Genomic DNA, 12654 nt, shown 5'->3' on the forward strand with positions numbered 1-12654 from the left:
GACCACTGGGAACCACCGAATCGACTGACCTACTGAACGACTGATCCACCACCGACCTACTGAACAGAGGCGCGACAGCGGATCCCCGCCGACCACCCCAGGAGGCCGCCCAGCCGTGAGCAGCTCATCCGCACCCGCCACCGGGCCGATCCACGAGGCCGTCGCCGGTCTGCCCCTCGTCGATCACCACTGTCATGGCGTCCTCGCCGCCGATCCGAGTCCGGAGACGTTCCACTCGTTGATCACCGAAGGCGACGTGTGGCCCGGGAGCGGCATCTCCCCTTTCGACAGTCCCGTCGGCGTGGCCCTCCGCCGCCACTGCGCCCCGCTGCTGGACCTGCCGCGGCACGCTACCGCCACGGAGTACCTGGCACGGCGCGCCGAGTTGGGCTGGCGCGAGGTGAACCGCAGGTTCATCGCCGCTGCGGGGACGGACGTGTTCTGCGTCGACACCGGCTACACGCCGCACCGCCTCACGACACCCGCGGAGCTCGCCGGCGCCTCGGGTCGTCCGGCGGCAGCCGCATATGAAGTCGTACGCCTGGAGACCATCGCCGAGGGAGTGGCAGGCGAGGGAGTGGAACCGGACGAGTACGCCTCGGCGTTCGTCGCCGCCACGCGGGACGCCGTGGACGAGCGGCGCGCGGTGGCGGTGAAGTCCGTCGCCGCCTATCGCACCGGATTCGACCTGGACCCCAGCCGGCCTTCGGACGCGGACGTCACCGAGGCGGCACGGCGCTGGCTGGCCCCGGCAGGAACCGGCGGCAAGGCTGACGGAGCCGAGGAGGAGACCGGTACCCCTCCCCGCCTGAACGATCCCGTCCTCGTACGGCACCTGCTCTGGACGGCGGTGGACCTCGGGCTGCCCCTTCAACTGCACACGGGCTTCGGGGACAACGACATCAGGATGCATCGGGTCGACCCCACCCATCTGACCGACTGGCTGCACCGCACCTCCGGCACGATCGCCGTGCTGCTCCTGCACTGCTGGCCCTATCAGCGTCAGGCCGCCTACCTGGCCACGGTGTTCGAGCAGGTGTACCTCGACGTGGGGCTCACCCTGCACCACGTCGGCCCCGTCCGCGCCCGGGCGATCCTTGAGGAGGCCCTTGAGATCACCCCGTTCCGCAAGCTCCTCTACAGCTCCGACGCCTACGGGATCCCGGAGTTCTACCAGCTCGGCGCGCTGGCCTTCCGGCGGGGCCTGGCAGAGTTGCTCCAGGACCGGGTGGACGCCGACGAACTCAGCCTGCCCGACGCGCGGCGGATCGCCGCGTGGACGGGCCGCGACAACGCCTGCCGCGTGTACGGGCTGCCCCGCTGAGATTCACTGCTGCGGGGTCATCACCGCTGCGGGGTCAGGTGCCGCAATCCGTTCTCCAGCAGCGCGAACGCGTGTTCAGCGTCGGCCACCGCACCCGCATAGCGCTCGTCGGCCGGCTCCCCGTACGCCAGGCGTTCGGCGTTGTCCTGGGCCAGCGCCCAGTGGACCGCGACGATCTGGACGGCAGCCAGCCGCGCGGTGAGTTCCGGAGTCTCCGCCGTCTCCCGCAACGCCTCAGCGAGTGCGCGTTCGGCGCCGGTCTTGAACCGTTCCATCCGGGCCACCAGCGAGGGCGCGTCCAGGATCATCCGGAGGAGTCTGCGCACCTCGGGATGGTCGCTGAGCCCGGTGAACGGGTCCCGCTCGCGCAGCCCCCTGAGGAAGTTCTCGCGCACTGCGGTCAGCGGCGCGGTGCCGGGCCGGCGGGCCCGCACGACGCGCGCGATCTCGGTCTCGTGGTCGGCGAGACGGTGCACCACGAGGTCCTCCTTCGCCGGGAAGTAGGCGAAGAGCGTGCGTTTGGACACCTCGGCGGCCTCGGCCACCTGGGCCACCGAGACCTGTTTGAAGCCGTGTTCGAGGAAGAGCGTGATCGCCGCTTCGGAGATCGCCGCGCGGGTCCGCTGCTTCTTTCGTTCCCGGAGTCCTGGCTTGTCGTCCACGACGCCCACGGTAGCAGAATTCTACACCCAGAGGATTTCTGCACCTGGTATACATATAGCCCGAGGCGAAAGAACGAGGGGGAGTGACGGTGTTGACGGAGCGCACGACCGAGGTCGTCATCGCGGGCGCCGGCCCGACCGGGCTGATGCTGGCGTACGAACTGGCTCTTGCCGGGGTCGAGACCCTGGTGCTGGAGAAGCTGCGCCAGCGCATCCAGCAGGTGAAGGGCGGAGGGATCCAGCCCCGGACCGCCGAACTGCTTCAGTCGCGCGGGCTGCTGGAGCCGCTGCTGCGGCGGGCCACACCGCGTGAGCCGGTGGGCGGGCACTTCGCGGCCCTGCCCGTGCCCCTGGACTGCACCCCCTGGCAGACCAGGCACCCTTTCCCGATCGCGATCCCTCAGTGGGAGATCGAGGAAGTGCTCGAGAAGCGGGCGGCAGCCGTCGGCGCGCGGGTCGTGCGCGGCACCGCCGTCTCAGGGATCGAGTCGGACGACGACGGCGTGGTCGTGACGGCGAACGGTCTCACGGTGCGGGCCCGCTACCTGGCGGCGTGCGACGGCGCCCACAGCACGGTGCGCAAACTGCTCGGACTGCCGTTTCCCGGCAGGCCCGGGACGCATCAGGCGGTGGTGGCCGACATCCGCCTGTCCGCCGTGTCGTCGCTGGTGCCGCAGCAGATGGGCCATATAAGCGCCCTGGCCCGTCACGCGGGCGGCTACTGGACCATGCTGGTCCCTCTCGGCGACGACCGGTACCGGCTCACCTTCGGGCGCGCAGACCAGGCGGACACCACCCGCGACCTCCCCGTCGCCCACGAGGAGATCACCGCCGCGCTGCACGCCGTGTACGGCCCGGAGACCACCCTCGGTGCCGTGGACAACGCGTCCCGGTTCACCGACGCCACTCGGCAACTGGAGCACTACCGCGCGGGCCGGGTCCTGTTCGCGGGCGACGCCGCCCACATCCACCCGCCGCTCGGCGGCCAGGGCCTCAACCTCGGCATACAGGACGCGTTCAACCTCGGTTGGAAACTGGCCGCGGCCGTCCAGGACCGGGCGCCGAGCGGCCTCCTGGACAGCTACCACGCCGAACGGCATCCGGTCGGGGCCCAGGTCCTGCACCACACGTCGGCGCAGCGGGTGCTGGCTGATCCGAACCCGAGCGAGGACGTGGCCGCGCTGCGTGACATCTTCATCGACCTGCTGCGCCTGCCCGATGCCAACCGCCACCTCGCGGGAATGATGTCCGGCCTCTCCCTGCGCTACGAGCTGCCCGGCAAGCATCCGCTCACCGGACAGCGGATGCCGGACGCCGACCTGGTCACCGAGGCCGGCTCCACCCGGCTGTCGGCGCTGTTCGGCTCGGGGCACGCCGTCCTCCTCGATCTGGCCGGAGCCGTCCCGGCCGACTTCGCGCTTCCACCACGGGTCGACCTCGTCCGCGCCACCTGCACCGACGACCTGGGCGCCGCCACCCTGCTCATCCGCCCCGACGGCTACGTGTGCTGGGCCGCGGACAGCTTCTCGGTCGGCGACGATTCGCTGCTCACCGCCATCACCGGCCACTTTGCGAAGGCGCCTGAGCCGGGCGCGCCCACCACGGCCTGACCCCACTCGCCCTTACGCGGAGCGCTCCCGAGCCGGGGTGCGCCGGCAGCGCACAGCGAGGGCCGCGATGTCGTCGTCGAGCCTTCCGCCGCTGTAGTGGAGCAGGTCCTGATGGAGCCGGTCCAGCAGCTCGCGGGGCGGCGTCGGGCCGTGCTGCCGCATCCACTCCGGCAGTGGGAAGAACGTGCCAGTGCGATCCCGGGTCTCCGTGACGCCGTCGGTGTAGAGCAGCATCTGGTCGCCCGAGGCGAAGTCGACGGTGTCGACGTAGTAGTGGTTCCCGAGGAGCGTCGCGAGGTTGAGGGGTGGCGAGGGAAGGCTGGGTTCGAGGATCTGGACCTCCCCCTGCCGCACCAGAACCGGTGGCGGGTGCCCGCAGTTGAGGATTCTGGCGTGCCCGCTGTCGTGACCGATCTCGGCGATGAGGGCGGTGGCGAAGTGCTCCGGACGGTCCTGGGCTGGTGTCCCGGCGCTGTAGCGGGCCAGACTGATCTCCAGGCGATGGATGATGCCCATGAGGTCGGGCTGGTCGTACGCGTTCTCCCGGAAGCAGTTGATCACCGCAGAGGCCGCCCCCACGGCGGACAGCCCCTTGCCCCGCACATCGCCGATCAGCAGCCGGACCCCGTACGGCGTGTCGACCGCCTCGTAGAAGTCACCTCCGATCCGGGCCTGCTCCTGGGCTGCCAGATACAGCGACTCGATTTCGACGTGCTGAATGGAGTGCGGCAGCGGGCGCAGCAGCACCTTCTGGGCCGCGTCGGCGACGAGCCGGATCTGGAAGAGTGCCTCTTCCCGCTGAAGTCTGAGGTGGCTCGCATACGCGGCCGCCAACGTGACCGCGACGATCGCGGCAGCCGTGTACGGCGTCCCCAGGTCGGAGTAGACGAAGCTGAGCCCGATCATCACCAGCAGGCAGAACGCCCCCAGCAGGACCGTCGCGAGCACGGGCCACATCGCGGCGGCGAGCGCGGGCGCCGCGGGCAGGAGTCGGCTGAACGCGATCTGCCTCGGAGTGGCGAACGCCAGACTCGCGACGAGGACGGTGAGGATCACCGGCGACAGCAGTACGGTGTCCCGCCGGCCACCGTACGGAGGGCGGCGGCGCCGGAGCCGTCCTGATCTGATCACAAAATGCATCCTATCGGGGCGAAGCGGACATCGAGCCGCGTTGGGCACGCGCCCGATCACCGCATCGATTCCCGTGCTGCGGCCCGCGGCGCCCCTCCGGTGAACCGTGCCTGCGCCCCTCGCGCGGCGCTCCGCCCGGTTCGGGGACGACTCCCCCGCCGCTCGCCGGGCGTCCGGACCCTCAGCGTGTCATCAAGGTGACGCACTGCAAGCCCGGGCAGCGACCAACCCGGGCACAGAAGGCGACCGCGCCGACGCTCGGGCTTGATTCCTTCGCGTACCGCTGCCAGGCTCCCAAGCCGGGCCGGATGTGGATCTCGGTGACCGTGCGGCTCTCGCCCGCGGTTCCCTCGACCGCCTCAGGCCCCGGACGAACAGGACCCGACAGCGACTCAGCGAGTGACCGTGACGACCGACAACGACGAGTTGACTCCGCGCTCCGCGGGCCGGATGCGGACAACTCCCTCGCCGGGACTGACGGTCGTCGGGCAGTTCCGGCCGCGCGCGGCCGTATGGACGGCCGTGGCGGGCATCGCACTGTTCGCGCTGGTCGGTGCGAGCGCGCCGAACCACAACACACTCAGGGCGCCGATCACCTGGCTCCGGTTGCCCGCCATGCCCGGCGCCGTGTCCGCGACGGTCACTTACGCGGCCATCGTGCTGTCGTGTCTCGGGACGCTCGGCCTGCTCCGCGCGCACGGGCGGGGCTGGAGGCCGCACCCACGGCTCCTGTTCAGAGCGGGCGCACTCGCCGTGCTCGTCGTCGCCAACCTCACCCCGGTCGGCTCCTCCGACATGGCCAGTTACGCGGCGTACGGCCGTATCGCCGCGCTCGGCGCCGATCCGTACGTGACGACCCCGGCCCAATTGGGAGGCGCCTACGCCCATCTGGTGAGCGAGGGATGGCGGTACACCCCGTCCGTGTACGGACCGGTGGCAACGTGGTGGCAGGCCGCCGGCGCGTACGTCGGCGGTGATCGGCCGTGGCTGACCATATGGGCGCTTATGCTCGCCAACGCGGCCGCGTTCCTGGGCACCGGCTACCTGCTGATCCGCACGGCCGACGATCCGGTCCGGGCCGGACTGCTGTGGATCGCCAACCCGCTCCTGATCGGCGTGCTGGTGGCGGGCGGGCACCTGGACACCATCATCGCGTGTCTGACCGTCTGCGCGATCCACTTCGTCCGCAGGGCCGCCCGATGGCACCACGACCTGATCGTCGGAGGGCTGGTCGGCCTGGCCTGCGGCGTCAAGATAAGTGCCGCCCTGCTCGGCGTCGGACTGGCCTGGCCGTTGCTGCGGGCAGGCTCCTGGCGACGGGCTGTCCGGCTGACGTTCGCGGCCACGTTGACGCTCGCCGTCCTCTACAGCGCGTACGGCGTGCACGCCCTGGCCCCCCTCTCCGCCGCCTCACAACTGGTCTCCACACCGTCGTTGTGGGCGGTGTTCGAGAAGTTCGGCGCCTGGTTCCTGGGCCCGCGTGGGGCCGCGACCGCCACCGGTGTCCTGTGGCCCGTCGTGATGCTCGTGCTGGCCTGGGCACTGCACCGCCGCGTCCCGGTGGACGCTCCCGCCGTCGTCGCCGTACCGTTCGCGCTCACCTTCGCCTGGGTGCTCACAGCACCGTGGACGATGCCTTGGTACACGGCTGTCGCCTGGGCATCGGCGGCCTTGTTCCGCCAAGGGCGCCTCACCCGGTACCTCGTCGTGACCACCGCGTTCCTGACCCTGTCCCACAACAGCGGCGGTCACGGCTGGACGCTTTGAGCCGGTGGGATGTCGCGGACCATCGCCGGCGCGGGAGTTCGCCCCAGGGGCACCGCGCCGGCCGTCAGCCGCAACCCCGTCCCGGTCCTGCCGGGACGGGGCTGGGCGGGTTCAGCGAGGGGACGGGACCTCTCTCGCCGGGCCCGGTGCCTCCCTCGCCTCAGCTGCCCACGTAGTCCGCGAGGTGCTCGCCGGTGAGGGTGGAGCGGGCGGCGACCAGGTCGGCGGGGGTGCCCTCGAAGACGACGCGGCCCCCGTCGTGGCCGGCGCCGGGGCCGAGGTCGATGATCCAGTCGGCGTGCGCCATGACGGCCTGGTGGTGCTCGACGACGATGACCGACTTGCCGGAGTCGACGAGCCGGTCGAGCAGCCCGAGCAACTGCTCGACGTCGGCGAGGTGCAGGCCGCTGGTCGGCTCGTCCAGGATGTAGACGCTGCCCGGACCGGCCATGTGGGTGGCCAGCTTGAGCCGCTGCCGCTCACCGCCGGACAGCGTGGTGAGCGGCTGGCCGACGGAGAGGTAGCCCAACCCCACATCGGCGAGCCGGCGCAGGATGGCGTGCGCGGCCGGCGTGCGCGCCTCACCACTGGCGAAGAACTCCTCGGCCTCGGCCACCGGCATCGCGAACACCTCGCTGATGTCGCGCCCGCCGAGGCGGTGGTTCAGCACCGACGCCTGGAACCGCTTCCCCTCGCACGCTTCGCAGGTGATGGCGACACCGGCCATGATCGCCAGGTCGGTGTAGACGACGCCGGCGCCGTTGCAGTCGGGGCAGGCCCCCTGGGAGTTCGGGCTGAACAGCGCCGGCTTGACGCCGTTGGCCTTCGCGAACGCCTTGCGGATCGGGTCGAGCAGGCCCGTGTACGTCGCCGGGTTGCTGCGCCGGGAACCCTTGATGGGAGACTGGTCCACCGTCACCACGCCGTCGCGTCCGGCCACCGAGCCGTGGATCAGGGAACTCTTGCCCGAGCCGGCGACCCCGGTCACCACGGTGAGCACGCCGAGCGGGATGTCCACATCGACGTCCCGCAGGTTGTGGGTGTCCGCGCCACGCACCTCCAGTACGCCGGACGCCCGGCGCACCGACGGCTTCACCGAGGCCCGGTCGTCCAGGTGCCGTCCGGTGAGCGTGCCGCTTGCCCGCAGTCCCTCCACCGTGCCCTCGAAGACCAGCTCGCCGCCGGCCGTGCCGGCCATCGGCCCGAGGTCGACCACATGGTCGGCGTACCGGATCGTCTCCGGCTTGTGCTCCACGACCAGCACGGTGTTGCCCTTGTCCCGCAGTTGCAGCAGCAGGTCGTTCATGCGCTGGATGTCGTGGGGATGCAGGCCCACGGTGGGCTCGTCGAAGACATAGGTGACGTCGGTGAGCGCGGAGCCGAGATGGCGCACCATCTTCACGCGCTGGGCCTCACCACCGGAGAGCGTGCCCGTCGACCGCTCGAGCGAGAGATAGCCCAAGCCGATCGAGACGAACGAGTCGAGGGTCTGGCCGAGCACCGTCAGCAGCGTGGTGACCGACGGCTCGTCGAGGTCGCGGATCCACGCGGCCAGGTCGCTGATCTGCATCGCGTTGGCGTCGGCGATGCTGATGCCCTCGATCTTCGAGGAACGGGCGAGTTCGCTGAGCCGGGTGCCCTGGCACTCGGGGCAGAGGGTGAAGGTCACCGCCCGGTCCACGAAAGCACGGATGTGCGGCTGGAGCGTCTCCTTGTCCTTGGACAGGAACGCCTTCCGGACCCGTGCCAGCAGACCCTCGTAGGTGGTGTTGATCCCCCTCACCTTGACCTTGACCGGATCCCGGTACAGGAAGTCGTTCATCTCCTGGTCGGTGTACTCGCGGACCGGCTTGCACGGGTCGAGGAAGCCGGACTCGGTGAACGACTGCACCACCCAGCCGCCGGGTTTCCAGCCGGGGACGGTGATCGCCCCGTCGGCGAGCGACTTGGATTCGTCGTAGAGCCGGGCCGGATCGATGTCGGTGACCGTGCCCAGGCCCTCGCAGCACGGACACATGCCGCCGACGACGCTGAAGCCCTTCTGGATCGTCTTCCCGTTCACCACGAGCGTGCCGGACGCGTCAGCCGTGGCGACGTTGAAGGCGTACGCCTTCTGAGAGCCGATGTACGGCTCGGCGAGCCGGCTGAACAGGATGCGCACCAAGGCGCCCGCGTCGGTGGCGGTGCCGACCGTGGAGCGGGGACTGGTGCCCATCGGCTGCTGGTCGACGATGATCGCGGTCGTCAGCCCGTCGAGGACGTCGACCTCGGGCCGTGCCAGTGTCGGCATGAAGCCCTGGACGAAGGCGCTGTAGGTCTCGTTGATCAGCCGCTGCGACTCCGCGGCGATCGTGTCGAAGACCAGTGAACTCTTGCCCGAGCCGGAGACTCCGGTGAAAACCGTCAGCCGGCGCTTCGGGATCTCCACATGGACGTTCTTGAGGTTGTTCTCACGCGCACCGTGCACACGGATCATGTCGTGGCTGTCGGCGACATGCGGCGCAGGCGGCTGTGGTGTGTCCGTGCTCGTGCCGACGGTCATCCGGTTCCCCCCATGTGTTGTACGCGGCACGCCATCGGCATGCGAGGTGACGACGAACTCCTGGACTTCCCTGCCCATGGCATCAAGGCTATCCCTGCAATGCCGGTTGAGACTTGGCCTGAAAACCCGCAGGAGAGGTGCACTAAAGTCTCAAACCGTGGAGTATCTGCGTCCCCATGACCTCGCCCGGGAGCACGGCATCTCGACCCAGGCGGTCCGCAACTACGAGCGGGACGGGTTCATCCCGCTCGCCGAACGCACCGCGAGCGGGTACCGGACCTACACCGAGGTGCACGCGGCGGCCCTGCGCGCCTATATGGCGCTCGTCCCGGCGCACGGTCACTCCGTGAGCGGGCAGATCATGAAGTCCCTCAACACGGGGGAACTCGACACCGCGCTGACGGCCGTCGACCGCAGTCACGCCCAACTGCTGCGCGACCGGCGGACACTGGACGCCGTCGGACAGGCCGTCGAGCACCTGACCTCCGGCCCGGACACCGCCGGCCCGGACCCGACCGGCCCGGACACCACCGGCCCTGCGCCGGCCACCACAGAGACCCTCAGCATCGGCGGACTGGCGCACCGCCTGGGCGTCACCGCGGCGACCCTGCGCAACTGGGAGACGGCGGGCATCCTCGCCCCCGACCGCGAGCCGGTCACCGGACACCGCATCTACGGCGCCCCTGACATCCGCGACGCAGAGCTGGCCCACCTCCTCAGACGAGGCGGCTACCCGCTGGAGCACATCTCCACTGTCGTCCAGCAGATCCGTACGGCCGGCGGCACACAGGCGCTGTCCGCCGCTCTCGACGACTGGCGGCGCAGACTCACCGTCCGGGGGGTCTCCATGCTCGACGCTGCCGTCCAGCTCTCCCACTACGTGGCTCTCCTCGGCATCGCCCCGGCCGATCGGTTCATCCGTCCCGGGGCCACGGCGGAGCACTGAACGGGTCCCCCCGATGCGCCTACGTGATCATCGGGCGCCGGTGGAACCGGGCGTGAACGTGACGGGCAGGCGCTCGGGGCCGCGCAGGCCGCCCGGCCTCCACCGCAGCTCGCCCGGCGGCACGGCCAGGGCGAGACCGGGAAGGCGGCGCAGGGCGGTTCCGATGGCGACCTGGCCCTCCAACCGGGCGAGCGGCGCGCCCAGGCAGTAGTGGATGCCGTGCCCGAATGCGAGGTGGGCGTTGTCGCGACGGGTGACGTCCAGGCGATCGGGGTCCGGGAACCGCGCCGGATCGCGGTCGGCGATGGCGGAGGCCACCAGCACGGTGGCGCCGCGGGGGATCGTCACGCCCGCGATCTCGACGTCCTCCCGGGCGAAACGGGCGATGCCGGGGTTGACCGGTCCGTCGTAGCGCAGGAACTCCTCGATCGCGTCCGGCAGCAGCGCCGGATCGTCCCGCAGCAGCTGGAGCTGGTCCGGGTGGGCGAGCAGTGCGGCGATGCCGCCGCCGATCAGGTTGACCGTGGTGATGTATCCGGCCACCAGCAGCAGGAACGTCATGGCGATCAGCTCGTCCTCGTCGAGCCGCTGCTCCTCGTCACGAGCGGTGATCAGAGCGCTGAGCAGGTCGTCCCCGGCGTCGGCCCGCTTGGCCCCCAGAAGCTTGGTCAGGTACGCGCGCATCTGCTGCCAGGCAGCGTCGACCACGGCAGGGTCCGGCGGCTCGGGTCCCCGGAGGATCATGTCGTCGGTCCACCGCTGGAAGTCGTACCGGTCCGTCGTGGGCACTCCGAGCAGCTCGCTGATCACGGTGACCGGAAGCGGCAGCGCGAAGTCCGCGACGAGGTCCGCGTGGCCTTGCTGCACGATCGCGTCGAGCAGCCCGTCGGTGACGGCCTGGACTCGGGGCCGCAGCTCGGCCACCCGGCGCGCGGTGAACGCCTTCGAGACCAGCCGGCGCAGGCGGGTGTGGTCGGGCGGGTCCGCTCGGAGCATGTTGCGCAGCATGGACTCGCGCTCCGTCGCGGGCAGCTGTTGCTGGAGCCGGGGATCCGTAGCGTCGCGGACGTCGCTGCTCAGGCGCGGGTCGGACAGCGCGGCGAGGCCGTCCTCGTAGCGCGTCACCAGCCAGGCCTCCAGGCCGCCGGCGATGACCGCGCGCCGCACCGGGCCCTCCTCGCGCAGCTGCCGGTAGAGCGGGAACGGGTTTGCCACGAAGGCCGGGTCGGCATAGGGAAGGAGGATCGGCTGCTCGCTCATCGTGGTCTCCCTGAGTGCGTCGAAGTGCTTCACAGAACGTCTGGGGTGGCCACGGACTGTGTGGCGGATTCAGCAGGCTTTGAAGATATATGTCCCAGTATGGTGGGGCTGCCGTGCACGCCGACGGGGAGGACCCGATGGAGCGGACCACATGCTGTGTGGTGGGTGGCGGCCCCGCCGGAATGGTCCTGGCCCTGCTGCTGGCCCGGTCCGGCGTGGACGTCACCGTCCTGGAGAAGCACGGCGACTTCCTGCGCGACTTCCGCGGCGACACGGTGCATCCCTCGACCCTTGCCCTGCTGGACGAGCTGGGCCTCGCCGAGCGGTTCGCCCGGCTGCCGCAACGGCGGGTGACGACCGTGCAGCTGCCGATCGGCCGGGACCGTTCACTGGTCACCGTCGGAGACATCGGCGCGCTGAGGGGCCCGTACAACTACATCGCCATGGTGCCCCAGTGGGACCTGCTCGACCTCCTGGCGGACGAGGCCCGACGGGAGCCGTCCTTCTCCCTGCGGCTGAACACCGAGGCGACGTCCTTCCTGGTGGAGCGCGGAAGGGTCACGGGGGTGCGGTACCGCACGTCCGACGGCCGTACCGGTGAACTGCGGGCCACCCTCACCGTCGCCTGCGACGGCCGGAGCTCGCTGGCCAGGGCACTGCCCGAACTGCGGCTGCGGCAGTTCCCCTGCCCCATGGACGCGTGGTGGTTCCGGCTGCCGCGGCGGCAGGACGACCCGCACGGGCTCGTGGGAGGCGTCGGCGACCGGTTCCTCGCGGCCATGATCGACCGTGGGGACTACTGGCAGTGCGCCGTGCTGATCCCCAAGGGATCCGACGGCCGGCGCCGTGCGGCCGGCCTGGAGCGGTTCACGGCCGACTTCACGGCCGCCGTCCCCTGGCTCGCCGACCGCGTGCACACGCTGCGGTCATGGGACCAGGTGAAGCTGCTCGACGTACGCCTGGACCACCTCAGGCGCTGGCACCGCCCGGGTCTGCTGTGCATCGGCGACGCGGCGCACGCGATGTCCCCGGTTTTCGGTATCGGAATCAACCTGGCCGTGGAGGACGCCGTGGCCGCCGCACGGCACCTCGTCGAGCCGCTGCGCGCGGGCACGGTCGGCCTGCGTGACGTACGCGCCGTGCAGCGCCGCCGACGGCCCACCACGGCCGCGACCCAGGCGCTGCAGCGGACCGCCCATGCCCGGGCCATCGAACCGCTGCTCGCGGGCCGCCCGCCTTTCGGCAACCCCGGGCAAGCACAGCGCATGGCCGACCTGCTCACCACCTCACGGTGGCTGAATCGGGTGCCGGCGTACTTCCTCGCCTACGGCGCCGTACGCGAGCGGCCGCCGGCCACCGCGATTCGCTGAGGGACCGTTCGTGCACCGTCGAAGCGGAGGGGCACCGCCGGC

9 protein-coding genes are annotated in these 12654 nt (G+C 70.8%); 5 read left to right on the top strand and 4 right to left on the bottom strand.

Going from position 1 to position 12654, the window contains the following annotated elements; genetic code table 11:
- Positions 1–115: 115 nt before the first annotated feature.
- The gene (locus tag N8I84_RS06460; protein WP_263228650.1) at positions 116–1324 is read left to right on the top strand and encodes an amidohydrolase; all 1209 of its coding nucleotides are present in this window, start codon (positions 116–118) and stop codon (positions 1322–1324) included.
- A 20-nt stretch (positions 1325–1344) separates the two neighbouring features.
- Here N8I84_RS06460 and N8I84_RS06465 read toward each other — a convergent pair whose 3' ends face one another.
- The gene (locus N8I84_RS06465; RefSeq protein ID WP_313884243.1) at positions 1345–1986 is read right to left on the bottom strand and encodes a TetR/AcrR family transcriptional regulator; all 642 of its coding nucleotides are present in this window, start codon (positions 1984–1986) and stop codon (positions 1345–1347) included.
- Between the two features lie 83 nt (positions 1987–2069).
- On the opposite strand from N8I84_RS06465, the gene N8I84_RS06470 reads away from it, so the two are divergent.
- On the top strand, positions 2070–3596 hold the full coding sequence (locus N8I84_RS06470) for an FAD-dependent monooxygenase (protein WP_263228652.1): 1527 nt from the start codon (positions 2070–2072) through the stop codon (positions 3594–3596).
- Positions 3597–3608: 12 nt separating this feature from the next.
- Here N8I84_RS06470 and N8I84_RS06475 read toward each other — a convergent pair whose 3' ends face one another.
- Positions 3609–4727: a PP2C family protein-serine/threonine phosphatase gene (locus tag N8I84_RS06475; protein WP_263228653.1), complete on the bottom strand. Its 1119-nt coding sequence runs from the start codon at positions 4725–4727 to the stop codon at positions 3609–3611.
- Positions 4728–5132: 405 nt separating this feature from the next.
- Between N8I84_RS06475 and N8I84_RS06480 the strand changes: the two genes are divergently transcribed.
- Positions 5133–6494 (top strand): putative hexosyltransferase, encoded by a 1362-nt coding sequence (locus N8I84_RS06480; RefSeq protein WP_263228654.1) that lies wholly within the window; start codon positions 5133–5135, stop codon positions 6492–6494.
- 160 nt (positions 6495–6654) lie between these two features.
- Here N8I84_RS06480 and N8I84_RS06485 read toward each other — a convergent pair whose 3' ends face one another.
- A complete protein-coding gene (locus N8I84_RS06485; RefSeq protein WP_263228655.1) occupies positions 6655–9036 on the bottom strand; it encodes an excinuclease ABC subunit UvrA in 2382 nt (793 codons plus the stop codon).
- 157 nt (positions 9037–9193) lie between these two features.
- Here N8I84_RS06485 and N8I84_RS06490 point away from each other — a divergent pair, with 157 nt between their 5' ends.
- Entirely contained in the window at positions 9194–9982 is a 789-nt protein-coding gene (locus tag N8I84_RS06490; protein WP_263228656.1) for a TioE family transcriptional regulator, read from the top strand.
- Positions 9983–10009: 27 nt separating this feature from the next.
- On the opposite strand, the gene N8I84_RS06495 is transcribed toward N8I84_RS06490, so the two are convergent.
- Entirely contained in the window at positions 10010–11242 is a 1233-nt protein-coding gene (locus N8I84_RS06495) for a cytochrome P450 family protein (protein WP_263228657.1), read from the bottom strand.
- Between the two features lie 137 nt (positions 11243–11379).
- Here N8I84_RS06495 and N8I84_RS06500 point away from each other — a divergent pair, with 137 nt between their 5' ends.
- Positions 11380–12612 (top strand): FAD-dependent oxidoreductase, encoded by a 1233-nt coding sequence (locus tag N8I84_RS06500; protein ID WP_263228658.1) that lies wholly within the window; start codon positions 11380–11382, stop codon positions 12610–12612.
- Positions 12613–12654: the final 42 nt, after the last annotated feature.

This window comes from Streptomyces cynarae (genome assembly GCF_025642135.1).
Taxonomy (GTDB): Bacteria; Actinomycetota; Actinomycetes; order Streptomycetales; family Streptomycetaceae; genus Streptomyces; species Streptomyces cynarae.

What these genes read in the sequence shown, in the direction of transcription:
- N8I84_RS06485 (WP_263228655.1), bottom strand. Translation starts at nt 9,036, where the DNA reads ATGACCGTCGGCACGAGCACGGACACACCACAGCCGCCTGCGCCGCAT.
- N8I84_RS06495 (WP_263228657.1), bottom strand. Translation starts at nt 11,242, where the DNA reads ATGAGCGAGCAGCCGATCCTCCTTCCCTATGCCGACCCGGCCTTCGTG.
- N8I84_RS06500 (WP_263228658.1), top strand. Translation starts at nt 11,380, where the DNA reads ATGGAGCGGACCACATGCTGTGTGGTGGGTGGCGGCCCCGCCGGAATG.